Here is a 22,002-nt window from a genome sequence, read left to right on the forward strand (position 1 = left end):
ATATTCAGAATGATTATGCATTTGAGGACTAAAGGAATGCTGGAAGAATTGCGCACGCTTGTCCTCTTCGCCGAGGAAGGCTCGATCCAGAATGTGGCCCGCCGCCTGCCTTTGACGCAGCCGGCCGTCACAAGGCAGATGCAGCGGCTGGAGGAACTGCTCGCGACGACGCTTCTCGATCGCCGGCAGAAACCGCCGCGGCTGACCGCGGCGGGATTGGAGGTGCTGGCGCGCGCAAGGGACATACTGGCTTCGGTCGAGGCTCTGAAAGCGTTCGCCGCCGACGCCGAGCCGCAGGGCGTGCTGCGTGTCGGCATGGCGCATGGCTTGTCCGATGCAAGCGTTGCCGGCGCTATCGCCGGCGCGGCCGCCGCGTTTCCAAAGATATCGTTGCGGCTCAAGACCGGCTGGAGCGCGGAGCTCATCGAACAGTTCGAACGCGGTCAGCTCGATATGGCGATCGTTCTGCGACCTGCCGACCATCGAGGCTCGGACGCGCTCGGTACCGAGCGTCTTGGCATCATAGCGCAGGCCGGCGCCCATCTCACGGGCGGTCGGACTCCCATGCCTTGGGTTCTCAGCCCCGAGCCTTGCGACGCGCGTCAGACGCTCCTGTCCAGTTTGGGCGGCGAACGGCATTCGCTCGTCGTGGCGGCGGAAATTCAGGATCCGGCGATGCAGATGGAATGGGTCCGGCGGGGACTCGGCCTTGGCCTCATGCCGTTGCGGCTCGCGGCGCGAGGACTTCCCGACGGTCTCGCGCTTGTCGATCTCGAAGGTGTCGACCTTTCATTGCAGGTCGTGGCACTGCGCTCGCCACATCTCAACCGGCTGGCGAAGGTCGTGGAGGCCATTGCAAAGACCGTCGGCGAAGCCATCGAGATCAAGGCCTGATCGCGATTGACCGGCGGGGGCCGATCCGGCGTCCCTTGCCTCTCCGGACGATTTGTGGTCTTGGGAGCCCCTAAATCGCTTGTCCCGGCGAAAATCTCATTCCGGATCCCATCATCATGGCCAAGATCAACGGCAACGAAATCCGTCCCGGTTACGTCATCGAGCATGATGGCGGGCTGTGGGTGGCGGTCAGGACCAACACCGTCAAACCCGGCAAGGGCGGCGCCTACAACCAGGTCGAACTGAAGAACCTCATCAACGGCACCAAGCTCAACGAGCGCTTCCGCTCGGCCGAGACCGTGGAGCAGATCCGCCTCGACCTGAAGGACTTTTCCTTTCTCTACGAGCAGGACGATGCACTGGTGTTCATGGACACCCAGAGCTACGAACAGCTCGAACTGAACAAGGATTTCGTCGGCGACCGCGCCGCGTTCCTGCAGGACGGCATGATGGTGACGGTCCAGCTCTATGAGGAGAGGCCGATCGGCATCTCGCTGCCCGACTATGTGACCCTGACCATCACCGAGGCCGACCCGGTGGTGAAGGGCCAGACAGCGGCATCCTCCTACAAGCCGGCGGTGCTGGAGAACGGCATTCGCGTGCTGGTGCCGCCCTTCATCGGCGCCGGCGAACGCATCATCGTCGACACCAACGAAATCACTTACGTGCGCCGCGCCGACTGACGCGCTGCAGCAGGAAGACACACGATGGCACGCTCAGCCCTTCTCAACGTCATGGTCCAGGCCGCAATGAAGGCCGGCCGCTCGCTGTCGCGCGACTTCGGCGAGGTCCAGAACCTGCAGGTCTCGTTGAAGGGACCTGGTGACTATGTCAGCCAGGCCGAGCGCAAGGCCGAGGACATCATCTTCGCCGAATTGTCGAAGGCGCGCCCAGGCTACGGTTTCCTGATGGAAGAGCGCGGCGCGGTGGAAGGCGAAGACAGCCAGCACCGCTGGATCGTCGATCCGCTCGACGGCACCACCAATTTCCTGCACGGCATTCCGCTTTTCGCCGTCTCGATCGCGCTGGAGCGGCAGGGCCAGATCGTAGCCGGCGTCATCTACAACCCGGCCATGGACGAGCTCTACACGACCGAGCGCGGTGGCGGCGCTTTCATGAACGACCGCCGGCTGCGCGTGGCCGGCCGCATCAAGCTGGTCGACACGGTGATCGGCTGCGGCATGCCGCATCTGGGACGCGGCCACCACGGCAATTTCCTGGTGGAATTGCGTAACGTCATGGCCGAGGTCTCGGGCGTGCGCCGTCTCGGTTCCGCCGCGCTCGATCTCGCCTATGTCGCTGCCGGCCGCATGGACGGTTTCTGGGAAACCGGCCTGTCGGCCTGGGACATCGCCGCGGGCCTGCTCTTGATCCGCGAAGCCGGCGGTTTCGTCTCCGACATGGATGGCGGGCAGGACATGCTGGACAACGGCTCGGTGGTCGCGGGCAACGAGGTCATCCAGCGCGCACTGCTGAAGACGGTGAAAAAGCCTCTCGCGGCGCGCTGAACGGCCGCGGTCGCAAAACCGCCACCTAAGCTTGAAATACTGTCAGGCGGTTGCCCAGATATGGGGTGACGCAGGACCGCAGATGACCGACATCCCGCCGCAACTCGAAATCCCCTTTGTCGGGCGCTGGCACTACTCCCGCGCCGAGATGATCGCCGACGGCATTGTCCATGCGGTCGGCATCGTGCTGGCGATCGCGGCCGGCTCGGCGCTGCTGGCGCTGGCTGCGTTTCGCGTCGGACCCGGCGAATACATCGCCGCCGCCTTCTATGTCGTTTCGCTGCTCACCGTGCTGTCGGTGTCGCTGGCCTACAATCTGTGGCCGGTGTCATCCCCGGCCAAATGGGTTCTGCGGCGCTTCGATCACGCCGCGATCTATCTTCTTATCGCCGCCACCTACACGCCTTTTCTGGCCCAGCTCGACGCTTCGCCGCTGGCCCGCTGGATGATCGTGCTGGTCTGGATCGCGGCGGCGACAGGCATCGCCATCAAGGTGTTCCTTCCCGGCCGGTTCGACCGGCTGGCGATCGTCTTCTATCTCGCCATCGGCTGGAGCGGCATCGTCCTGGCCAAGCCGCTCGTCGAGACGCTGCCGACGACGTCGATCGTGCTCATCGTCGCCGGGGGCGTCGTCTATTCCTGCGGCGTCATCTTCTTCGCCTGGAAGGGTCTGCGCTTTCACAACGCCCTGTGGCATGGCTTCGTCGTCACTGGCGCGGGCCTGCATCTGGCGGCCATGGTCGACTGCCTGGTGATAAACCGTTTCTGATCCGCCTGCGGCAATATTGCCAAGCGCCATTCAATTTGGTCACAATTCCGTTTAGAGTCGCGAACGACGTGATCGGCGGCAGCGGCAGCGAAAACGGGGCACGGATGGCTTTTCTCAGATCCTTCGGCATGGGCAGGCGCTCCGACGTACTGATCTACGATCCGCATAAACTGTCGAGTCCGCAGGTGTTCCTGCTGACCATGGTCATCTTCCTGGCCATCGTCGCCTTCATTGCCGCCATCCTGACCCGCCAGATCTCGACGGCTTTCGTCACCAATCCCGGGCTCAACGGCCTGATCATCGGCGTGCTCGCGGTCGGCATCCTGCTTGCCTTCGCCCAGGTCGGGCGGCTGTTTCGCGAAGTGCGCTGGCTCAACTCCTTCCGCGCCGGCTCCGAGACCACCGAACCGGTGCTGCTGGCGCCGATGAAAGCCATGATCGGCCGCTCCTCGACCATGGCCTTCTCGACCTCCTCGATGCGCACCATGCTCGATTCCATCGCCACGCGCCTCGACGAGAGCCGCGACACCTCGCGCTATTTGGTCGGCCTCCTGGTGTTCCTCGGCCTGCTCGGCACCTTCTGGGGCCTGTTGAACACGATCGGCTCGATCCGCGAGACCATCGAATCGCTCGACCCCGGTACGGGTGACGCCGCGGCGGTGCTCGATTCCTTGAAGCAGGGCCTGTCGGCGCCGCTGGCCGGCATGGGCACCGCCTTCTCGTCCTCGCTGTTCGGCCTGTCCGGCTCGCTCGTGCTCGGCTTCCTCGACCTGCAGGCGGGCCGCGCCCAGACGCGCTTCTACACCGAGCTCGAGAACTGGCTGTCCTCGGTCACAGATCTCTCCTCCGACATCGTCGTCTCCGACCCGGCCAAGAGCGAACCATCCGACGAAATCCGTCTGTTGTCGGAACGGCTGCGCAGCATGCAGGAGAATGGCGGCGGCTCCAATCCGCGCGTCGCCACCGCCATGGCCAATCTAGCCGACGGCATTTCCGGCCTGGTCAAGAACATGCGCTCCGAGCAGCAGATCATGCGCGACTGGGTCGAGGCCCAGTCCGATGAGCAGAAGGCGATGCGCAACACGCTGGAAAAGATCGCCGACGCCCTGAAGAAACCCGGGGTGCACTGACATGGCGCTTGCCAGGGGCCGGCGCACCGATCGCCGCATCGACTACTGGCCGGGCTTTGTCGACGCCCTGTCGACGCTGCTGCTCGCCATCATGTTCCTGCTCACCGTCTTCGTGCTGGCGCAGTTCCTGCTCGGCCGCGAGATTTCCGGCAAGGATACGGTGCTCGCCCGTCTCAACTCGCAAATCAACGAACTGACCCAGTTGCTGGCACTGGAGCGCTCGACGGCGCAGGACAAGGACGATTCGCTCGCCAATCTGCAGGCGTCTCTATCCGCGGCCGAGGCGGAGAAGAGCCGGCTCGAACAGTTGCTGGCGCAAGGCGCCGGCGCCGGCGACCAGGCCAACCAGCGCGCCGCGGCGCTTTCGGGCGAACTCGACAGTCAGCGCCAGATCAGCCAGCAGGCGTTGAGCCAGGTCGAGATCCTCAACCAGCAGATCGCCGCGCTGCGCAAGCAGATCGGCGCGCTCGAGGACGCACTCAATGTGTCCGAGGCCCGCGACCGCGATTCCAACACCAAGATCGCCGATCTCGGCCGCCGGCTGAACGTCGCCCTGGCGCAGCGCGTGCAGGAGTTGAACCGCTACCGCTCCGACTTCTTCGGACGTCTGCGCGAGATCCTTGCCGACCGCGAGAACATCCGCATCGTCGGCGACCGCTTCGTCTTCCAGTCGGAAGTGCTGTTTCCGACCGGCTCCGAGGTGATCAACGATGCCGGCAAGGTCGAGATGAAGAAGCTCGCCGACGCCATCATCGAGTTGCAGAAGGAAATCCCGCCCGAGATCAACTGGGTGCTGCGCGTCGACGGCCATACCGACAACAAGCCGCTCTCCGGCACCGGCCGCTACCGCGACAATTGGGAATTGTCGACGGCGCGTTCGACCTCGGTGGTCAAGTTCCTGATCGAGAATGGCGTGCCGGCCAACCGCCTGGTCGCCGCCGGCTTCGGCGAGTTCCAGCCGCTCGACCCCGCCGACACCGACGAAGCGCGCAACAAGAACCGCCGCATTGAACTGAAGCTCACCGAACGTTGATTTCTCATCACGCGAACTCACGCGAATTTGTTCGCCGGCTCAACTCTAGGGCGCAGGCCGAGGCCGGCAAGGCCTGAAAAGATTATCTTTTTTTAATTACACTTCCCGCCGGAGCGCTCCTAGCTTGCCACGCAGGGCCGAGAACCGCCGGCGATGCCTCCCATCGCGACGCGACGGAACTGGACGACCCAAACGGTCGGAAGGCGAGGCGGCGCGACCGCTCCCTTCCTAGCAGGAGGAAGCGCCCCATGCGCACATCAGCATCTCTCAAGACGGCAACGCTTGCCGCCGTTCTCATTGCCGCCCCGCTCGCCGGCGCCTATGCCGCGGGCCATCACAAGGGCGCTCTGGACGTGAGCGACCCGACTGACCTGACGGGCCCGCGTGTCGAGGCTCTCATCGAACAGGTCCAGGGCGTCCACCAGGGCATAGTCGACGCCAGGCAGGCCAACAACATCACCCCGGCGGTGGCCGAGCGCCTGGAAATGCGCACCGCCCGCATCAGCCAGGCAGCCGAAAAGATAGCCGCGTCCGATCACGGCAGGATACCGGCCGCGCAATATCATGACCTGCTGCGCCGTCTCGACAATGTCGACCAGCGGCTGCGGGTCGATACCGGCAGCGGTTTCATGATGGGTGATGGCTCGGACGGCGGAAACTATCCGAACGGCTGAGGCCTCTGGAAAGGTCCAAGAGGAAGGGACCACCTGGCGCCTTCGGGACCCCAATCCCGCGGGCGTCCTTTTTCCTCTCGCCAGCCCGGCCTGCCTACCAACCAAGCCAGATCGCGATCAGGGCGACCACCGCCGGCACGGTCTGGATGAACAGGATCTTGCGGCCGACCGTTGCCGCGCCGTAAAGGCCGGCAATGGCCACGCACAACAGGAAGAACACCTTGACCTGAAAACCGGCGGCGCCGAGGTAAAGCCCCCAGATCAGGCCGGCGGCGAGAAATCCGTTGTAGAGGCCTTGATTGGCGGCCAGCACCTTCGACGCATTGGCGAATTCCGGCGTCAGGCGGAATGTCTTGTGCCCGCGCGGCGTGTCCCACAGCACCATCTCGAGATAGACGATGTAGACGTGGACCAAGGCCACCAGCCCGACCAGGATGTTGCCGATCATTTTGCTCCCCCTCCATGCGTTGCCGGCAGCATTTCATGTGTGGCAGCGCCTGCGCAAGGTGCATCTGCCGGACGATATCTGAGGGTTGCCAACGCTTTTGCGTTGGTGTCTTTTCGCGCCGTCCTCAATCACGGAAGCCGCCATGTCCTTTCAGAAACTCGACGATCTCGGCCACAAGCTCGAAGCGCTTGAGCATGCGCTGGCCATCCTCGGCGCTGACGAAGCCACGCACATGGCCGTCGGCGGCGGCGAGAAGCGCGCCGAGGCGATGGCGGCACTGGCCGGCATGTACCACACCAGGGCGACCGCGCCGGAAATCGCCGACTGGATCGCCGCCGCCGAAGGCGAGGCGCTCGACGACGAACAGCGCGCGGCGCTTGGCGAACTGCGGCGGCAATACACCAACCTGACCTGCCTGCCGGTCGAATTCGTCGAACGCCAGACGACGGCGCGCATGCGCTGCGAGCAGCTGTGGCGCGACCTGCGCGCCAAGAACGACTGGGCGGGTTTCCAGCCGGCGCTCGAGGGCGTGGTGGCGCTGGTGCGCGAAGAGGCGGCTTTGCGTTCCGACGTGCTCGGCCTCGCCCCCTATGATGCGCTGATGGAGCAATTCGACCCCGGCAACCGTACATCAGACATCACCCCTGTCTTCGCTGATTTGAAAGCTTTCCTCAAAGGATTCGTGCCGGAGGCGCTGGCGATCCAGGAAGCGCGGCTGCGCAAGCATCCGCTGAAGCCGCTTTCAGGCACCTACGCGATCGACAAGCAGCGCGAACTCGGCCTTGCCATGATGGCGGCGGTCGGTTTCGACCTGACGCACGGCTCGCTGTCGGTGTCGCACCATCCCTTCTGCGGCGGCGTGCCCAGCGACGTGCGCATCACCACCCGCTACAAGACATCGGATTTCCTGTCGGCGCTGATGGGCGTGCTGCACGAGACCGGCCATGCGCTCTATGAACAGAACCTGCCGAAGGCGTGGTCGCACTGGCCGCTCGGCAAGGCGCGCGGCATGGCCGTGCATGAAAGCCAGAGCCTGTTCGTCGAAAAGCAGATCGGCCGCAATCCCGCCTTCTGGCGCTGGGCGCTGCCGGTGGTGGACAAACATCTCGGCGAGGCCTGGTCGCTCGACGATCTCCTGCCGCATGTGCATCGCGTCGAGCGCGGCCTGATCCGCGTCGACGCCGACGAGGTGACCTACCCCCTGCATGTCATCCTGCGCTACGAGCTGGAGCAGGAGCTGGTCTCGGGCGGGCTGGAGGTTGCCGATTTGCCCGAAGCCTGGGACGCCAAGATGCGCGACTATCTCGGCCTCTCCACTTTGGACAACCCGGCCGACGGGCCGATGCAGGACGTGCACTGGCCGGGCGCCGCCTTCGGCTACTTCCCGTCCTACACGCTGGGCGCGATGATGGCGGCGCAGCAATGGGCCGCGCTGACGCGCGAACATCCCTCCGCCGACGACGACCTGGCGAAAGGCAATTTCACCGCCATCAACGACTGGCGCCGCAAGAAGATATGGTCGCAGGGCTCGCGCTGGTCGACGCCGGACCTGCTCGAACGCGCCACGGGCGAAAAGCTCAACGCCGTGTATTTCGTCGATCACCTGCGCAAACGTTATGGAACCGCGTGAGGCTCGGGAGGGAACCGCAAGGCCGATAAGGCCTGCCTACTCCGCCGCGCCCCTGAAGGCACTGGCGCCGGTCTCGAACTGCAGCTTGGCCAGCCTGGCATAGATGCCGCCCTTGGCCACCAGGCTTTGGTGCGTGCCTTCCTCGACGATGCGGCCGCCATCCATCACCAGGATCCTGTCGGCCTTCAGCACCGTTGCCAGCCGGTGCGCGATGACGATCGTGGTGCGGCCTTGCATCAGCCGCTCCAGCGCCGTCTGCACGAGCGTCTCGCTTTCGGCGTCCAGCGCCGAGGTGGCTTCGTCGAGCAGCAGGATCGGCGCATCGCGCAGGATGGCGCGGGCGATCGCCACGCGCTGGCGCTGGCCGCCGGACAGCGTCACGCCGCGCTCGCCGACCTGGCTGTCATAGCCGTTCTCGAGCTTGAGGATGAATTCATCGGCCAGCGCGTCCTTCGCGGCCGCCTCGATTTCGGCATTGCCTGCGCCCGGCCGGCCGAAGCCGATATTGTCGCGCGCGCTCGCCGCGAAGATGGTGACGTCCTGCGGCACGATGGCGATGCGCTCGCGCACCGAAACCGGATCGGCTTCGCGCACGTCGATGCCATCGACAAGGATCTTGCCGGTTTCGGGATCGTAGAAGCGCAGGATCAGCGAAAAGACCGTGCTCTTGCCCGCCCCCGAGGGGCCTACGATCGCCACCGTCTCGCCGGGCATGACCTGGAAACTCAAGCCGTGGACGGCGGCACGGTCGGGCCGCGCCGGATAGGAGAAGGAGACGTCGTCGAAGACGATCGCGCCCTTGGCGACCGCCGGCAGCGGCTTCGGCTCGGCCGGCGCCTGGATTGCCGGCCTTTCGGCGAGGATCTCGGTCAACCGTTCGGCCGCGCCCGCTGCCTGGGCAAGCTCGCCCCAGACCTCCGACAGCGCGCCGAGGGCGCCGGCGGCGAAGACCGAATAGAGCAGGAACTGGCCGAGCGTGCCTGGCGACAGCGTGCCTTCGAGCACGTCGCGCGAACCGAACCACAGCACCGCCACGACAGAGGAAAAGATCATGAAAATGGCGAAGAAGGTGAGGAACGAGCGGGCAAAGATCGAGGCGCGCGCAGCCTCGAACGCAGCCTCCACGGCGGACGAAAAGCGACCGGTGACCAGCTTCTCGTTGGTGAAGGCCTGCAGCGTGCGCACCGCGCCGATCTGCTCGCTGGCATAGGCGGTCGCATTGGCCAGCGTGTCTTGCGCCAGCCGCGATTTGCGACGCACCGAGCGCCCAAAGGCGACCAGCGGCAAGACGATGACGGGAATGGCTGCGATGACCAGGCCGGACAGCTTCGGGCTGGTGAAGACCATCATCGCCACGGCTCCGAGGCCGAGGATGACGTTGCGCAACGCGACCGAGGCGGTGGCCCCCACGGCCGACTTGACCTGCGTCGTATCGGCCGCGAGCCGCGATACGATCTCTCCCGACTGCGACGTGTCGAAAAAGGATGGCGACAGGGTCGTCACATGGCTGAACACGTCGTTGCGGATGTCGGCAACAACACGTTCGCCGAGCGTGATGACGAAATAGTAGCGGCAGGCCGACGCCGCCGCCAGCACGGCGGCCATCACCACAAGCATGCCGAAATATTCGGCGATGAAGCTGGAATCCGATGCCGAAAAGCCGTGGTCGATCATTCGCCGCACCGCCAGCGGCAAGGCCAGCGTCGTCGCCGCCGCGACCGTCAGCGAGATCATGGCACCGATCACCAGTTTCCGGTAGCGGCCAAGATAGGGGAACAGGCGCCTGAGCGGCTTGAGCGAGCGCCGACGCTCGTCCGCATCGCCACTGATGTCCGCCATGACCGTTTTCCTCTGGCCCTTTTCGTGCGCGCCATCAATATGCGTTGGACGCGGCCTTGTGATTCAATTTCGGCTGATGTATAGGCTCGCCGACCGTTTTAGAAGCCGTGGCTCCTCAATAGCTACGGCTTCGAGTTTTAAAAAGAGGCGCATCGACGCAGGCTCATGCCCGTCAGCCGCGTCGACAAGCCAGGAACCGAACCATGAAGAGCGCTATTCATCCCGACTACCACACCATCAAGGTCGTCATGACCGACGGCACCGAATACATGACCCGTTCGACCTGGGGCAAGGAAGGCGATACGATGAACCTCGATATCGACCCGACCACCCACCCGGCCTGGACCGGCGGCCAGCAGACCCTGCTCGACCGCGGCGGCCGCCTCTCCAAGTTCAAGAAGCGTTTCGAAGGTTTCGGCCTCTAAGCCCACTTCGGCATTGTCGCAGATCAAAAACCCGCCCTTGTGGCGGGTTTTTTTGTTCAGCGAATGGTTGCCCTGACAAAGTCGCCCTTCATGACGACCGAGGGCTTGGCGCCGGCGGTGTTGGGAAGCGTGCTCTCGACGAAGGACGCCGTGGCGGTGACCGAATAGCTGATCGCAGCCCCCTGCCCGAAAGACAGCGTGGCATCCAGTACCTTGCCGGTGATGGCGATGTTTTCGTCCTGCCTGACGCTGCCAAAGGCGAGATTGGCTTTCAGCGCATCGCTTTTGAGGTCGACGGTGGACGCATGCCCTTCCAGTAAAACATCGGCCGCTTTGCCGGTTATGGCGATGGCGGAGAAATTCCCCGCCATTTTGACCTGCAGCGCCGCCTGTTCGATCGACACCGAGCTTTCCGGCTGAATGTTGGCGTTGATCTCGACCCTGCAGTCGGAGGGATCCAGCCATGAGGAGGGCGCGACGTCGATACGCAATGTCGAGGCCTCCAGCCTCATGTCGCTGGCGAGGCTGCAGTCATTGGCGAACCAGTTCGAATACCAGCGCGCGAACCAGCCTTCGCGGCGGCTGCCGATCGTCGCCTGGTAAGGGGCCGAGACCGAAGTGGTGAGCCTAACGGAACTGGCTTCGCCCGATATGATGACGGCGCTCACACCGGCGAGATCGAGTGTCTTGCCGGCATCACCGCTTGCCGGCGACGCAAGTGCTACGCTGCCAAATGACAGCAAGGCGAGAATTGCGGACTTCATCGATATCTCCGATCATGTGACGGTCCTGGCTGGACCGTGGCGTTGTCGGAGTGATCGGGAATGTCGATTTCCGCGACCTCGATCGCGATCCGGGACGACCGTGAACGCAATCCAGGTCATTGTCGGTCGCTGCCAGCCTCGGAACCACGCCTGCGATCATGATCTTCATTCCCCTGCCGTTCGTCGTCTCCCTGTTGCTCGTCATCCTGCTCATACAGATGATCCGCCGAAGCGAGACGGACCTGCGCGAGAACATCTCTTTCATGCTGCTGATGGCGGTCTACGCCTTGCAGTCGGTGCTGATCGGTATTCGCTGGGGTTATGATGCCAGGGTCGTCATGCCGGTCCTGTCGGTGCTGGCGGCGCTGATCGCGCCGCTTGCCTGGATCACCTTCAGCGGCCTGACGAAGGAACGGTCGGCGCGTCGCCTGACACGGCTGTGGCCGCATCTGTTGCCGGCCTGCCTGGTTGCCCTGCTGCTGATCTTCTGGCGCGAGCCGGTCGGGCCGGTGATCATCCTGGTGTTCCTGTCGTATGGGGTGGCCCTGCTTTGGCTTGCGCTGGCCGGCCCGGATATCCTGGTCGAATCGCGCCTCGACGGCGTCTTGCGGTCCTACCGATCGCTGTGGGTGACCGCGCTGGCGATCCTCGCATCGCCCATCACCGACATCATCATCAGCCTGGACATGCAATGGACCGGCGGCGTTCATTCCGGCGCGGTCATTGCCGGCGGCAACGTGCTGGCGCTGCTATTGCTCGGCGGCGCCGCCGCTGTCGCCAGCGAAGCGGCTGCTCCAGACGAAGACGAGGAGAAAGACGAAGGGCCTCGGGCGCAGACCATGCCACGGGCAACCAGCGAAGAGTCCGCGATCGCGGCGGCGGTCGACGCGCTGATGCGGGAGAAGGAGCTCTACAAGGACGTCGATCTCAACCTTGGGCGCATCGCCAGGCGGCTCGGCCTGCCGGCCCGGCAAGTGTCGTCGGCGATCAATCGCATCCACGGATCGAGCGTGTCGCAATATGTCAACAACCAGAGGATCGACGAGGCGCGCCGCCTGCTGGCGACGACGGACGAACCGATCACCCGCATCATGTTCGACGCCGGTTTCCTCAGCAAATCGAACTTCAACCGTGAGTTCCTGCGCATCACCGGCCTGAGTCCGAAGGCCTGGCGGCTTGAGCACCAGCCGCCAGGCAGTGCGGTGTCGGCGAGGTCGAACCAAGAAACGTGAACAGGCGCGGCGCCATTCAGTCTCCAGCCAGTTCCCGCAGCGCCATGCGCTTGTAGGCGGCGACCAGCCTGTCGCCCTCCTGCCGGTCGACCGATATGGCCAGCCGCACCGCGGCCTCACCCATTTGCCAGATGAGAAACGCCGTGGTCTCCAGGCCGACGGGGTCGGCGCTGGGGCGCAAGCGCTTCAGCACCGCCACGAGGAACTCCGCATTGGCACGGCTGTCGGCGAGCTCGAGCTGGCGCAGCGCCTTGTCGGCCTGCGTGCCCGACCAGATGTCGCGCATCACCGGCTCGGCCAGGAACAGCCCGTAGTAGATGTCGACCAGCTCCGAGAAAGCCCGCCGCAAGCCTTCGGCGTCGCCGACATCCTTGAGCGCTGCCGAGATACAGGCCTGGCTCTCGGCCGTGTAGCGCTCGGCCAGTGCCCAGATGATCGCCCGCTTGTCGGGAAAGAACTGGTAGAGCGAACCGATCGACACCCCTGCCCGTTCCGCGACCTCGCCCATGCGCATGGCGTCGCTGCCTTGCTCGGTGATCAGCGCCGAGGCCGCGGCCAGCATGCGCTCCACCCGCTCGCGGCTGCGCTGCTGGCTTGGCGCCCGCCGTGGCGAAGCGATCTGCTCGTTAGCCGGCGTGCCTTCCATGGACTGTCTCCAACAACGCATTCGGCACAATCGCCGAGAAAATGGCTTGACTCACAAAATACGAGGGTTTATCACGTTTTGCAAATGTGAGGATTACTCATGTTTTTGAACATAGGAAAACACCATGACCGACACCAAACCAACTCTGATCCTCGGCGGTACCGGCAAGACCGGCCGCCGACTTGCCGAGCGGCTGACGGCGCGCGGCATACCGGTACGGATAGGCTCCCGTTCCGGCACGCCGCGCTTCGACTGGGAGGCTCCCGCGAGCTGGGCTCCCGCGCTCGAAGGCGTCAGCGCGGTCTACATCAGCTACTATCCCGACATCGCCGTGCCAGGTGCCGCCGAAGTGATCGATGCCTTCGCCCGCCTTGCCGTGGAGCATGGCGTTCGCCGGCTGGTGCTGTTGTCGGGGCGCGGCGAGCACGAGGCGCAGCGCGCCGAAGAGATGCTGAAAGCTTCCGGGGCCGACTGGACGATCCTGCGCTGCGCTTGGTTCTCGCAGAATTTCAGCGAAGGCTTTCTCGTCGAGCCATTGCTGGCGGGCGAAGTGGCCCTGCCGGTCGGGCCTGTCGGCGAACCCTTTGTCGATGTCGACGACATCGTTGACGCCGCCGAAGCGGTGCTGACCGAGCCCGGTCATGTCGGCCAGCTCTATGAGCTCACGGGGCCGCGGCTGTTGAACTTCGCCGACGCGGTCGGCGAAATTGCCAAGGCGGCAGGACGCGATATCCGCTTTGTCAGGATTACGCATGACGAGTTCACCGCCGCTGTCGCGACGCACGAACTGCCGCCCGAAATCGTCTGGCTGCTCGATGAGCTGTTCACCAAGGTGCTCGACGGTCGCAACGAATCGCTTACCGGCGGCGTCCAACGCGTGCTCGGCCGTGCACCGAAAGACTTTTCCGCCTACGCAACCGAAACCGCCGCAACAGGCATCTGGAGTAACTGAGATGAGCAAGCTTGTTCCCGCCCTCACCATCATCGCCGCAATCGGCTCGGGCGTCGTCGGCGGCGTCTTCTTCGCCTTTTCCAACTTCGTCATGGCAGCACTTGCCCGGCTGCCTGTCCCGCAAGGCATCGCCGCGATGAATTCGATCAACGTCACGGTGATCACGCCGACTTTCATGACGGCGCTTTTCGGCACTGGCCTGCTCTGCCTGGTGCTTATCGCCGCCGCCTTCATGGGCTGGAGCCAGTCCGGCTCGTACTGGCTGCTGGCCGGCGCGGTGATCTACGTGATCGGCAACCCGATAGTGACCATGGTCTTCAACGTGCCGCTCAACGATGCGCTCGCCGCCGTCGACCCGGCCAGCAGCACCGGCGCCGCCGTGTGGGCGAACCATCTGAGCCAATGGGTGATGTGGAACCACGTCCGCACCATCACCGCCATCGTGGCCATGGCCTGCTTTATCTTCGCATTGCTGTAAGGTGCGGAACCCAAAGAACCCCGCTCAGGCGGGGTCCTTTTGCGTGTGGCCCTTGCGGTCGGAATGACCGAGATCGCGATCGGGGTCGATCACGTCACGCACCAGCTGCTTGAGCTTTGCCGCATCGGGAAAGCCGCCGTCGCGCTTGCGATCCCAGACCAGCACGTCGTTGCAGGAAATGGTGAAGACGCCGCCGGTGCCGGGCACCAGCGTCACTTCGCCAAGATCGGTGCCGAAGGTGGAGAGCAGCTCCTGCGCCATCCAGCCGGCGCGCAGCAGCCACTGGCACTGCGTGCAATAGCTGATGCGGATGGCGGGCAACGGCGCCTCGCTTGTATCGGATTGAGCTTTGCTCATATCCCGGCCGATCACGCCGCGCTGAGCTTGGCCAAGGTTTCGTCGTCGACTTCGAAGTTGGCGTAGACGCTTTGCACGTCATCATCGTCCTCGAGCGTGGCGACCAGCTTCATCAGCGACTGCGCCCGCTCCTCGTCGACCGGAACATTGTTCTGCGGCCGCCAGATCAGCTTCACCGATTCCGCCTCGCCGAGCGAGGCTTCCAGCGCTTTCGACACCTCACCGAGATTCTCGAAGGCGCAATAGATCGTGTGACCTTCGTCGTCGGTTTCGACGTCGTCGGCGCCGGCTTCGATCGCCGCTTCCATGACCTTGTCGGCGCTGCCGGCCGATGCCGGATAGTAGATCTCGCCGACGCGGTCCCACATGAAGGACACCGAGCCGGTTTCGCCCATCGCGCCGCCGGCCTTGGTGAAGGCGGCGCGCACATTCGACGCCGAGCGGTTGCGGTTGTCGGTCAACGCCTCGACGATGACGGCGACGCCGCCCGGGCCATAGCCCTCATAGCGCACGGCCTCGTAGTTTTCCGCATCGCCCATCGACGCCTTGTTGATGGCGCGCTGGATGTTGTCCTTCGGCATCGACACAGCCTTGGCGTTCTGGACCGCCAGGCGCAGGCGCGGATTCATCGATGGGTCGGGCGTGCCGCTCTTGGCGGCCACGGTGATTTCGCGCGCCAGCTTGGAAAACATTTTCGACCGCACCGCGTCCTGGCGGCCCTTGCGGTGCATGATGTTCTTGAACTGTGAATGGCCAGCCATGGCACCCCTGTCGTGTTCGGCTAGAGCGTTCTGCAGCGAGATGCATTACCTCGCCTTTTGCAAAATGCTCGAATTCAAAATCTCGGAACGTCCTTGATGCGTCCGGAGGACGTACGGCGCTCTTTGTCGGAATGGCCGGCTTATAGATAAATCGGCTCAATTCGTCCAGCCGCACCGCGCGCGTGACGCGACCGGACAGGCTGCTGCAATGCCTACGCCTCCAGATCGGACTTCAGCCGATCGATGATGCTGAGCGCATGGCCGGCATATTGGCTGATCCAGCGGTCGTGGATCTGCTTGATCGGCAGTGCGTTGAGATGGTTCCAGCGCTCGCGTCCGTCGCGGCGCGCAACGATCAGCTCCGCCTCCTCCAGCACCTTCAGGTGCAGCATGACGGTACAGCGGTCAATGTCGGGGAAGGCCTCGCACAGCATGCCGGTGGTCTTCGGCTCATCCTTCAGCCGATCGAGCATTTCGCGCCGGCGCGGATGCGCCAGCGCCTTGAAAACATTGTCATCTTGCGATCGGCTTGACATGTTATATTTCTATAACATATCGTCGAACCGATCAAGGATGGAGCTGTGGATATGTCTCTTGGATTCCGCGTTTCCGGCCGCATCGGCAAACCGGTCGCCGAAGTTTTCGACGCCGTCGTCAACCCCAGGAAGCTGAGCGGCTATTTCACCACCATCGGCGGCGCCAGCGCGCCGCTTGAAACCGGTGTTGGCGTCGTCTGGTGGGGCAAGGTGCCGGTCGAGGTCGACGAAGTGGTCAAGGACAGCCGCATCGTGCTGCGCTGGGACGCCACGGATGCCGACGGCAAGCCTGCCTACAAGACCCGCATCGAAATGAATTTCGAGCCGCTGGACGATGGCGGCACCTTCGTCACCATCGCCGAAAGCGGCTGGCAGGAAGGCGCGGTCGGCCTGAAGAAATCCTATCTCAACTGCGAGGGCTGGTCGCAGATGCTGGCCTGCATGAAGGCCTATGTCGAATACGGCATCAATCTGCGCGACGGCTATTACCGCAGCGAGATGAAGGGCGAACCCGCCAACGAGACCAATGTTTGAGCAAGGAAAAACGGAGGCCCGCGATGGCGAAAGTGACACCGTTCCTGATGTTCGAGGGCAAGGCCGAGGAGGCGATGGCCCTTTATTGCGAGACCATTCCCGGCAGCAGCATCCTTGACATCACCCGCTATGGCGCCGGCGAGGATGGCCCGGAAGGGACGGTGAAGCTGGCGCGCGCTTCCATCGCCGGCCTCGACGTCATGGTCTTCAACAGCCCCGTGCACCACGCGTTCACCTTCACGCCGTCGGTCTCGTTTTATGTCGACTGCTCCTCCTCGGAGGAACTGGACCGCATTGTCGACGCACTGGCGAAGGATGGCGGGTTCCTGATGCCTCCCGACAATTACGGTTTCAGCCGCCGTTTCGCCTGGCTCAACGACAGGTTCGGCGTCTCATGGCAGATCAATCTGCCATAGCCGCCCCTAGGACCGATCCGACCGACAGCACCAGAACATGACAACGGAGCCTGCAATGACCCAAAAGATCACCGGCGGCATCAATATCGCCATGAAGGTGCCGCCGCATCAGTATGAAGCGACGATCGCCTTCTACCGCGACATCGTTGGGCTGAAGCCATTCACCGCCAAGGCGCCGGCCATCGGCTTCGAGCTCGGGCCTAACCGCCTGTGGATCGACGAGGCGCCGATGTTGAGCCAGGCCGAGGTCTGGCTGGAACTGTTCACCGAAGATTTTTCCACCGCTGCCGCACACCTCGCCGAGGCCGGCATCGTGCGTTGCGATGCCATCGAGCCCTTGGGCGAAGGCTTTCGCGGCGGCTGGATCACCAACCCGGCCAGCATCGTCCACATGCTGCGCGAGCCCGACGCCTGGTGAGCGCCAACGCCGGAGAGGAGACCGCCATGGAGATCCGCGAAACCCCGACCGCCGAAGCCGGCATGCTGATCCGGCGGCCTGTCGCCGAGGTGTTCGAGGCCATCGTCGATCCGGCCATCACCGCCAGATTCTGGTTCACCCATGGCAACGGCCGGCTGGACAGCGGCACGGAGGTCCGCTGGGAATGGCGCATGTATGGCGTCTCGACGACCGCCAAGGCCAGCGAGATCGTCAGGAACGAAAAAATCGTCATGCAATGGGGCGATCCGCCGACCACCGTGGTCTGGACCTTCACCGAAATGCCCGGCGATGCGACCTTTCTCGAGGTCCGCAACTTCGGCTTCTCCGGCACGCCCGACGAGCAGGTGAAAGAGGCGATCGGCTCGACCGGCGGCTTCACACTGGTGCTGGCCGGCGCCAAGGCCTGGCTGGAGCAGGGCCTGACACTGGACCTGATCGGCGATCGCCACCCGAAGGGTGTGCCGGGGCGCTAGAGCAATCTCAGGAAAAGTGTAAAGCGGTTTTCCCGTCCGGAATTGCGTCGAAGTAAGAGACGGAGCGGTTCGGCGTTTCCACGGTGAACCGCTCCAGTCTGCCCAGCACGCCGATGCTCAATGCCCGTCGCCGGACTTCGCTTTCTTGCGCCGCCGCGCCAGCATGTTGAGCCCTTCGACCAGGGCCGAGAAACCCATCGCCGCGTAGATATAACCCTTGGGCACGTGGTAGCCCATGCCGTCGGCGATCAGCGTCATGCCGATCATCAACAGGAACCCCAGGGCCAGCATGACGATGCTGGGGTTCTTGGCGATGAAGTCGGCCAATGGACCCGCCGCCAGCATCATCACGCTGACGGCCACGATCACGGCGATGTACATGATGGCGATCTCGTCGGTCATGCCGACGGCGGTGATGATGGAATCGATCGAGAAGACGAGATCGAGCAGCAGGATCTGGAAGATCGCGCCGGCAAGCGAGATCTTGATCGTCTCGCCCATCATCGTGTCCTTGTGGTCGTCGGGATCGACCGTGTGATGGATCTCCTTGGTCGCCTTCCACACCAGGAACAGGCCGCCGGCGATCAGGATCAGGTCGCGCCACGAGAAGCCATGGCCGAAGGCGGTGAAGACCGGCGTCGTCAGCTGGACGATGATCGAGATGGTGGCCAGCAGCACCAGCCGCATGACCAGCGCCGCCGAAATGCCGAGCCGGCGGGCGCGGGCCCGCTGAGCTTCCGGCAGCTTGTTGGTCAGGATCGAGATGAAGATCAGATTGTCGATGCCGAGCACAATCTCGAGCACCACCAGCGTCAGCAAGGCGACCCATGCGGTTGGATCGGAAACGAATTGAAAATGCGGCGCAAGAAATTCGATAAGCTGCATGGAGGTCGTTGTCCCCTATTTTAACGATCTGAAGCAGATGTCGTCGGCAGTTAGGTACTGCGCGCGCCTATATCAATGTCATGACCAGAAGGACGGAGCCGTTTCTTCGAGTCTCGGCCCGCGACGAAACGGCGCGATCTTCTCGGTCAGTCCGGTACGATCGGAAATATTGACACCAACCCCGCACAAGGTCGCCGGGCCGGTCGCAGCCTCGAAGCGCCCCTTCGGCACTTTCGACAGGAACCGGTTGAGCGGTTCCTCCTTGTCCATGCCAAGCGAGGAATCATAGTCGCCGCACATGCCGGCATCCGACAGATAGCCGGTGCCGCCATTGAGGATCTGGTGGTCGGCGGTCGGCTGGTGCGTGTGGGTGCCGACCACCAGGCTGGCGCGGCCATCGACGAAATGCGCGAAGCACATCTTTTCCGAGGTCGCCTCGGCGTGGAAGTCGATCACCACCGCATCGGCCTGCTCGCCGAGCGGGCAGGCGGCAAGCTCGCGCTCGCCGGCCTGGAACGGATCGTCGAGCTCCGGATGCATGAACACCCTGCCCATGATGTTGGCGACCAGCACGCGCGCGCCGCTCCTGGCGATGTAGACGCCGGAGCCGCGCCCTGGCGTACCCCTGGGGAAATTCGACGGACGCAGGAAGCGTTCTTCGCGCGGCGCGAAGGCCAGCGCGTCGCGCTGGTCCCAGACATGGTTGCCTGTGGTGACGACATCGGCGCCGGCCGCGATGGTCTCGCGAAAGATCTCTTCGGTGATGCCGAAGCCGCCGGCGGCATTCTCGCCATTGACGATGACGAAGTCGAGTTTGAAGTCCGAGATCAGGCCGGGCAGTTGTTCCCACACCGCCGTGCGTCCCGTCTTTCCGACCATGTCACCGAGGAAGAGAAGTCTCATATGATCCCGCACCGAAAGTCAGCGAAGCAAAAGCTGCATGACATCCGCAAAAAGATCATGCCCCCATTATCTACAATTTTGGCGTGAAGCGGCGCAACCCGCTCTCGGTCAGTATTTCCGGGATGATCACGTCATGGTTCTCGTCCGGAACCTGCGCCACCTCCTGGCAGTCGAAGGCGATGCCGATCAGCCGGGGCGTATGCCCCTTGTCGACAAGCTTCGCGATCGCGCGGTCGTAGTAGCCGGCGCCATAGCCGATGCGGTGGCCGCGCGCGTCGAAGGCGGCGAGCGGCACCAGCATCACCTCGGGATCGAGCACTTCGGCCTCTTCATGGGGTCCGACCGTGCCGAAGCCCATGTCCACCATCGGCGCGCCGCGCACCAGTTCGCGAAAGACGATCGTGGTCTTGTCGAGAATGGCGGGCAGGCAAAGCCTGGCGCCCTGTTCACGCAGGGCAAACATCAAGGGCCTGACGTCGACTTCCGAACGCATCGGCCAGAAGCCGGAGACGATCTGGCCGGGCTCGATGGCGAGATGATCGCGCGCCGTCTCGGCCATTTCCAGCGCCATCTCCACCCGCCAGAACTCATCGAGCGCATCGCGGCGTCCAAGCGCCTCGCGCCGCAGCTGTTTTTTCTGGTCTTTGAGAGATGTCATGCGCGGACGATAGAAAAGGCCGGATCGGGATGGCGTTTCGGGAGCGACGTTTTCCACCGCATCATCCACCGCAATGCATGGATGGGCTGCAAGAAGTGACGATCCACACAACCGGTGGAGAGAGCGATCCCGGGAACCTACAAAGTAGGTGGGCGCCGTGTGAGAAAACCCACGGGTCTTCCCAGGGACAGCTCCCTAAGGATCGTTAAGGCCCCGGGGAAAATGTTCTCCTGCCGGGAAGCACAGACCGTCCTGCCCAATATAGGCCGCTCATCGGTCAAGCGCCAGTGACGCAGGCAGTCTCGGCGGCTTTATTCGCCTCCCGCGTCGACCCTTGCACCAGCCGGGCGGCATCCTTACGGTCACAGGGTGAACCAAGGAGCAAAAATGCGTTTCGAAGGCACGGCGGCCTATGTCGCCGACAAGGATCTGATGGTGGCCGTCAACGCGGCGATCGCGCTGGAGCGGCCCCTGCTGGTCAAGGGCGAGCCCGGCACCGGCAAGACCGAGCTTGCCCGCCAGGTGGCGGCGGCACTCGGCCTCGATCTCATCGAATGGCACGTCAAGTCGACGACGCGGGCGCAGCAAGGCCTTTACGAGTATGACGCCGTGTCGCGGCTGCGCGACAGCCAGCTTGGCGATGCCAGGTTCAACGACATCAAGAACTACATCAAGCGCGGCAAGCTGTGGGACGCCTTCGCGGCGGGCAAGAAGGTCGTGCTGCTCATCGACGAGATCGACAAGGCCGACATCGAATTCCCCAACGACCTGCTGCAGGAACTCGACCGGATGGAGTTCTTCGTCTACGAGACCGGCGAGACCATCCGCGCTGCTATCAGGCCGATCGTCATCATCACCTCCAACAACGAGAAGGAACTGCCGGACGCCTTCCTGCGCCGCTGCTTCTTCCACTACATCCGCTTTCCCGACGTCGACACGCTGCACAGGATCGTCGACGTCCACTATCCCGGCATCAAGCAGAATCTGGTCCGCGCGGCCCTCACCCAGTTCTACGAGATCCGCGAGGTACCGGGCCTGAAGAAGAAGCCGTCGACCTCCGAGGCGCTCGACTGGATCCGCCTGCTGGTCGCCGACGACATCGCGCCGGAGGATTTGCGCGCCGACCCGAAGAATGCATTGCCCAAGCTGCATGGCGCCCTGCTGAAGAACGAACAGGACGTGCATCTGTTCGAGCGGCTGGCCTTCATGGCGCGGCGGCAGGGCTAGGCATGCCGGAAGAGTATGCGGAAATACAGGTTTCTATAACGCTCTGGATCGACGACGACCCGCAACCGGGTATCGTCGAATTCGAATTCAACGACCGATTTGGCCGCCAATGGCGCTTCCAGGAGAAGCAGAGCCGTGTTTCGCTGGAATGGCTCGATGCCGATTGCGTCTATCCGCGACTAGGTAACGTCCGTTGCCTCGTATTGTCCCGAAGGCAGGACGAAGAAGGCCGGTTGATCGTAGAAATCGACACTTTTCGGCCGGACTCTGTCGAATCTGTCGAGGAGGTTAGTCGCTTCGAGGTCTTTGCCGGCCAGCTTTTGCCGGGAGAGCCGTCAAGTTAAAACAGGATTAGACGGTTATCGTACGTGGACCCTTGTGGCGACAGTGG

At 63.6% G+C, this 22,002-nt stretch carries 28 protein-coding genes and 1 other RNA gene; 18 read left to right on the plus strand and 11 right to left on the minus strand.

Annotated features, from left to right (window positions below; genetic code table 11):
- Positions 1–36: 36 nt before the first annotated feature.
- The 7 genes from QQK95_RS21215 (at position 37) to QQK95_RS21245 (ending at position 6,008) form a co-directional block, all read left to right on the plus strand.
- A complete protein-coding gene (locus QQK95_RS21215; protein ID WP_284276340.1) occupies positions 37–894 on the plus strand; it encodes a LysR family transcriptional regulator in 858 nt (285 codons plus the stop codon).
- Positions 895–1,010: 116 nt separating this feature from the next.
- Positions 1,011–1,577, plus strand: a complete 567-nt coding sequence (efp, locus tag QQK95_RS21220) for an elongation factor P (RefSeq protein WP_019861758.1) — start codon at positions 1,011–1,013, stop codon at positions 1,575–1,577.
- A gap of 24 nt (positions 1,578–1,601) precedes the next feature.
- Complete coding sequence (locus QQK95_RS21225; RefSeq protein ID WP_284276351.1) at positions 1,602–2,402, plus strand: inositol monophosphatase family protein; 801 nt, start codon at positions 1,602–1,604, stop codon at positions 2,400–2,402.
- Between the two features lie 82 nt (positions 2,403–2,484).
- A complete protein-coding gene (trhA, locus tag QQK95_RS21230; protein WP_284276353.1) occupies positions 2,485–3,171 on the plus strand; it encodes a PAQR family membrane homeostasis protein TrhA in 687 nt (228 codons plus the stop codon).
- 104 nt (positions 3,172–3,275) lie between these two features.
- Complete coding sequence (locus QQK95_RS21235; protein ID WP_027047497.1) at positions 3,276–4,301, plus strand: MotA/TolQ/ExbB proton channel family protein; 1,026 nt, start codon at positions 3,276–3,278, stop codon at positions 4,299–4,301.
- 1 nt (position 4,302) lies between these two features.
- Positions 4,303–5,334 carry a peptidoglycan -binding protein gene (locus QQK95_RS21240; RefSeq protein ID WP_019861763.1) on the plus strand — a complete coding sequence of 344 codons (1,032 nt, stop codon included), beginning with the start codon at positions 4,303–4,305 and terminating at the stop codon, positions 5,332–5,334.
- A gap of 248 nt (positions 5,335–5,582) precedes the next feature.
- The gene (locus QQK95_RS21245) at positions 5,583–6,008 is read left to right on the plus strand and encodes a hypothetical protein (protein WP_284276356.1); all 426 of its coding nucleotides are present in this window, start codon (positions 5,583–5,585) and stop codon (positions 6,006–6,008) included.
- Positions 6,009–6,102: 94 nt separating this feature from the next.
- Here the strand turns inward: QQK95_RS21245 and QQK95_RS21250 are convergent, their stop codons facing one another.
- Positions 6,103–6,456: a DUF1304 domain-containing protein gene (locus QQK95_RS21250; protein ID WP_284276358.1), complete on the minus strand. Its 354-nt coding sequence runs from the start codon at positions 6,454–6,456 to the stop codon at positions 6,103–6,105.
- A gap of 142 nt (positions 6,457–6,598) precedes the next feature.
- Between QQK95_RS21250 and QQK95_RS21255 the strand changes: the two genes are divergently transcribed.
- Positions 6,599–8,086, plus strand: a complete 1,488-nt coding sequence (locus QQK95_RS21255) for a carboxypeptidase M32 (protein WP_284276361.1) — start codon at positions 6,599–6,601, stop codon at positions 8,084–8,086.
- Positions 8,087–8,122: 36 nt separating this feature from the next.
- Here the strand turns inward: QQK95_RS21255 and QQK95_RS21260 are convergent, their stop codons facing one another.
- Entirely contained in the window at positions 8,123–9,925 is a 1,803-nt protein-coding gene (locus tag QQK95_RS21260; RefSeq protein WP_284276363.1) for an ABC transporter transmembrane domain-containing protein, read from the minus strand.
- Between the two features lie 203 nt (positions 9,926–10,128).
- Here QQK95_RS21260 and rpmE point away from each other — a divergent pair, with 203 nt between their 5' ends.
- The gene (gene rpmE / locus QQK95_RS21265) at positions 10,129–10,350 is read left to right on the plus strand and encodes a 50S ribosomal protein L31 (RefSeq protein ID WP_096451251.1); all 222 of its coding nucleotides are present in this window, start codon (positions 10,129–10,131) and stop codon (positions 10,348–10,350) included.
- 56 nt (positions 10,351–10,406) lie between these two features.
- Here the strand turns inward: rpmE and QQK95_RS21270 are convergent, their stop codons facing one another.
- The gene (locus tag QQK95_RS21270; RefSeq protein WP_284276375.1) at positions 10,407–11,114 is read right to left on the minus strand and encodes a hypothetical protein; all 708 of its coding nucleotides are present in this window, start codon (positions 11,112–11,114) and stop codon (positions 10,407–10,409) included.
- Positions 11,115–11,272: 158 nt separating this feature from the next.
- On the opposite strand from QQK95_RS21270, the gene QQK95_RS21275 reads away from it, so the two are divergent.
- On the plus strand, positions 11,273–12,346 hold the full coding sequence (locus QQK95_RS21275; protein WP_284276377.1) for a helix-turn-helix domain-containing protein: 1,074 nt from the start codon (positions 11,273–11,275) through the stop codon (positions 12,344–12,346).
- Positions 12,347–12,362: 16 nt separating this feature from the next.
- On the opposite strand, the gene QQK95_RS21280 is transcribed toward QQK95_RS21275, so the two are convergent.
- A complete protein-coding gene (locus QQK95_RS21280; RefSeq protein WP_284276379.1) occupies positions 12,363–12,992 on the minus strand; it encodes a TetR/AcrR family transcriptional regulator in 630 nt (209 codons plus the stop codon).
- A 124-nt stretch (positions 12,993–13,116) separates the two neighbouring features.
- Here QQK95_RS21280 and QQK95_RS21285 point away from each other — a divergent pair, with 124 nt between their 5' ends.
- Positions 13,117–13,944 carry an NAD(P)H-binding protein gene (locus tag QQK95_RS21285; RefSeq protein ID WP_284276381.1) on the plus strand — a complete coding sequence of 276 codons (828 nt, stop codon included), beginning with the start codon at positions 13,117–13,119 and terminating at the stop codon, positions 13,942–13,944.
- 1 nt (position 13,945) lies between these two features.
- Positions 13,946–14,422 (plus strand): anthrone oxygenase family protein, encoded by a 477-nt coding sequence (locus QQK95_RS21290; protein WP_284276383.1) that lies wholly within the window; start codon positions 13,946–13,948, stop codon positions 14,420–14,422.
- Between the two features lie 24 nt (positions 14,423–14,446).
- Here the strand turns inward: QQK95_RS21290 and QQK95_RS21295 are convergent, their stop codons facing one another.
- The 3 genes from QQK95_RS21295 to QQK95_RS21305 all read right to left on the minus strand — a co-directional run bounded on the left by QQK95_RS21295 (position 14,447) and on the right by QQK95_RS21305 (position 16,076).
- Positions 14,447–14,779, minus strand: coding sequence for an Rdx family protein (locus QQK95_RS21295; RefSeq protein ID WP_284276385.1), 333 nt, complete (start codon positions 14,777–14,779; stop codon positions 14,447–14,449).
- 11 nt (positions 14,780–14,790) lie between these two features.
- Complete coding sequence (locus tag QQK95_RS21300) at positions 14,791–15,540, minus strand: YebC/PmpR family DNA-binding transcriptional regulator (RefSeq protein ID WP_284276387.1); 750 nt, start codon at positions 15,538–15,540, stop codon at positions 14,791–14,793.
- Between the two features lie 212 nt (positions 15,541–15,752).
- A complete protein-coding gene (locus QQK95_RS21305; RefSeq protein ID WP_284276389.1) occupies positions 15,753–16,076 on the minus strand; it encodes an ArsR/SmtB family transcription factor in 324 nt (107 codons plus the stop codon).
- 51 nt (positions 16,077–16,127) lie between these two features.
- Between QQK95_RS21305 and QQK95_RS21310 the strand changes: the two genes are divergently transcribed.
- From QQK95_RS21310 to QQK95_RS21325, 4 genes are read left to right on the plus strand one after another with little or no spacing between them, the layout of a single operon-like run.
- Entirely contained in the window at positions 16,128–16,610 is a 483-nt protein-coding gene (locus QQK95_RS21310) for an SRPBCC domain-containing protein (protein ID WP_284276391.1), read from the plus strand.
- A gap of 23 nt (positions 16,611–16,633) precedes the next feature.
- Entirely contained in the window at positions 16,634–17,026 is a 393-nt protein-coding gene (locus QQK95_RS21315) for a VOC family protein (protein WP_284276393.1), read from the plus strand.
- A gap of 55 nt (positions 17,027–17,081) precedes the next feature.
- Complete coding sequence (locus QQK95_RS21320) at positions 17,082–17,444, plus strand: hypothetical protein (RefSeq protein WP_284276395.1); 363 nt, start codon at positions 17,082–17,084, stop codon at positions 17,442–17,444.
- A 26-nt stretch (positions 17,445–17,470) separates the two neighbouring features.
- Positions 17,471–17,938 carry an SRPBCC family protein gene (locus QQK95_RS21325; RefSeq protein ID WP_284276397.1) on the plus strand — a complete coding sequence of 156 codons (468 nt, stop codon included), beginning with the start codon at positions 17,471–17,473 and terminating at the stop codon, positions 17,936–17,938.
- 117 nt (positions 17,939–18,055) lie between these two features.
- Here the strand turns inward: QQK95_RS21325 and QQK95_RS21330 are convergent, their stop codons facing one another.
- The 4 genes from QQK95_RS21330 to ssrS all read right to left on the minus strand — a co-directional run bounded on the left by QQK95_RS21330 (position 18,056) and on the right by ssrS (position 20,636).
- Positions 18,056–18,823, minus strand: coding sequence for a TerC family protein (locus tag QQK95_RS21330; protein WP_284276399.1), 768 nt, complete (start codon positions 18,821–18,823; stop codon positions 18,056–18,058).
- A gap of 78 nt (positions 18,824–18,901) precedes the next feature.
- Entirely contained in the window at positions 18,902–19,726 is an 825-nt protein-coding gene (locus QQK95_RS21335; protein ID WP_284276401.1) for a TIGR00282 family metallophosphoesterase, read from the minus strand.
- A gap of 70 nt (positions 19,727–19,796) precedes the next feature.
- Positions 19,797–20,384 carry a 5-formyltetrahydrofolate cyclo-ligase gene (locus QQK95_RS21340; RefSeq protein WP_284276403.1) on the minus strand — a complete coding sequence of 196 codons (588 nt, stop codon included), beginning with the start codon at positions 20,382–20,384 and terminating at the stop codon, positions 19,797–19,799.
- 96 nt (positions 20,385–20,480) lie between these two features.
- A non-coding RNA gene (gene ssrS / locus QQK95_RS21345) (6S RNA) lies at positions 20,481–20,636 on the minus strand.
- Positions 20,637–20,771: 135 nt separating this feature from the next.
- Here ssrS and QQK95_RS21350 point away from each other — a divergent pair.
- A complete protein-coding gene (locus tag QQK95_RS21350) occupies positions 20,772–21,611 on the plus strand; it encodes an AAA family ATPase (RefSeq protein WP_284276405.1) in 840 nt (279 codons plus the stop codon).
- Between the two features lie 2 nt (positions 21,612–21,613).
- Positions 21,614–21,955: a hypothetical protein gene (locus QQK95_RS21355; RefSeq protein WP_284276406.1), complete on the plus strand. Its 342-nt coding sequence runs from the start codon at positions 21,614–21,616 to the stop codon at positions 21,953–21,955.
- Positions 21,956–22,002 lie beyond the last annotated feature (47 nt).

Origin of the sequence: Mesorhizobium huakuii, from assembly GCF_030160235.1 — a bacterium.
GTDB classification, from domain to species: Bacteria; Pseudomonadota; Alphaproteobacteria; order Rhizobiales; family Rhizobiaceae; genus Mesorhizobium; species Mesorhizobium huakuii.

Coding starts and splice junctions, on each gene's coding strand:
- QQK95_RS21245 (WP_284276356.1), top strand. CDS start 5,583: ATGCGCACATCAGCATCTCTCAAGACGGCAACGCTTGCCGCCGTTCTC.
- rpmE (WP_096451251.1), top strand. CDS start 10,129: ATGAAGAGCGCTATTCATCCCGACTACCACACCATCAAGGTCGTCATG.
- efp (WP_019861758.1), top strand. CDS start 1,011: ATGGCCAAGATCAACGGCAACGAAATCCGTCCCGGTTACGTCATCGAG.
- QQK95_RS21305 (WP_284276389.1), bottom strand. CDS start 16,076: ATGTCAAGCCGATCGCAAGATGACAATGTTTTCAAGGCGCTGGCGCAT.
- trhA (WP_284276353.1), top strand. CDS start 2,485: ATGACCGACATCCCGCCGCAACTCGAAATCCCCTTTGTCGGGCGCTGG.
- QQK95_RS21300 (WP_284276387.1), bottom strand. CDS start 15,540: ATGGCTGGCCATTCACAGTTCAAGAACATCATGCACCGCAAGGGCCGC.
- QQK95_RS21330 (WP_284276399.1), bottom strand. CDS start 18,823: ATGCAGCTTATCGAATTTCTTGCGCCGCATTTTCAATTCGTTTCCGAT.
- QQK95_RS21240 (WP_019861763.1), top strand. CDS start 4,303: ATGGCGCTTGCCAGGGGCCGGCGCACCGATCGCCGCATCGACTACTGG.
- QQK95_RS21280 (WP_284276379.1), bottom strand. CDS start 12,992: ATGGAAGGCACGCCGGCTAACGAGCAGATCGCTTCGCCACGGCGGGCG.
- QQK95_RS21255 (WP_284276361.1), top strand. CDS start 6,599: ATGTCCTTTCAGAAACTCGACGATCTCGGCCACAAGCTCGAAGCGCTT.
- QQK95_RS21335 (WP_284276401.1), bottom strand. CDS start 19,726: ATGAGACTTCTCTTCCTCGGTGACATGGTCGGAAAGACGGGACGCACG.
- QQK95_RS21295 (WP_284276385.1), bottom strand. CDS start 14,779: ATGAGCAAAGCTCAATCCGATACAAGCGAGGCGCCGTTGCCCGCCATC.
- QQK95_RS21270 (WP_284276375.1), bottom strand. CDS start 11,114: ATGAAGTCCGCAATTCTCGCCTTGCTGTCATTTGGCAGCGTAGCACTT.
- QQK95_RS21290 (WP_284276383.1), top strand. CDS start 13,946: ATGAGCAAGCTTGTTCCCGCCCTCACCATCATCGCCGCAATCGGCTCG.
- QQK95_RS21250 (WP_284276358.1), bottom strand. CDS start 6,456: ATGATCGGCAACATCCTGGTCGGGCTGGTGGCCTTGGTCCACGTCTAC.
- QQK95_RS21285 (WP_284276381.1), top strand. CDS start 13,117: ATGACCGACACCAAACCAACTCTGATCCTCGGCGGTACCGGCAAGACC.
- QQK95_RS21320 (WP_284276395.1), top strand. CDS start 17,082: ATGACCCAAAAGATCACCGGCGGCATCAATATCGCCATGAAGGTGCCG.
- QQK95_RS21355 (WP_284276406.1), top strand. CDS start 21,614: ATGCCGGAAGAGTATGCGGAAATACAGGTTTCTATAACGCTCTGGATC.
- QQK95_RS21275 (WP_284276377.1), top strand. CDS start 11,273: ATGATCTTCATTCCCCTGCCGTTCGTCGTCTCCCTGTTGCTCGTCATC.
- QQK95_RS21225 (WP_284276351.1), top strand. CDS start 1,602: ATGGCACGCTCAGCCCTTCTCAACGTCATGGTCCAGGCCGCAATGAAG.
- QQK95_RS21315 (WP_284276393.1), top strand. CDS start 16,634: ATGGCGAAAGTGACACCGTTCCTGATGTTCGAGGGCAAGGCCGAGGAG.
- QQK95_RS21215 (WP_284276340.1), top strand. CDS start 37: ATGCTGGAAGAATTGCGCACGCTTGTCCTCTTCGCCGAGGAAGGCTCG.
- QQK95_RS21260 (WP_284276363.1), bottom strand. CDS start 9,925: ATGGCGGACATCAGTGGCGATGCGGACGAGCGTCGGCGCTCGCTCAAG.
- QQK95_RS21340 (WP_284276403.1), bottom strand. CDS start 20,384: ATGACATCTCTCAAAGACCAGAAAAAACAGCTGCGGCGCGAGGCGCTT.
- QQK95_RS21325 (WP_284276397.1), top strand. CDS start 17,471: ATGGAGATCCGCGAAACCCCGACCGCCGAAGCCGGCATGCTGATCCGG.
- QQK95_RS21310 (WP_284276391.1), top strand. CDS start 16,128: ATGTCTCTTGGATTCCGCGTTTCCGGCCGCATCGGCAAACCGGTCGCC.
- QQK95_RS21235 (WP_027047497.1), top strand. CDS start 3,276: ATGGCTTTTCTCAGATCCTTCGGCATGGGCAGGCGCTCCGACGTACTG.
- QQK95_RS21350 (WP_284276405.1), top strand. CDS start 20,772: ATGCGTTTCGAAGGCACGGCGGCCTATGTCGCCGACAAGGATCTGATG.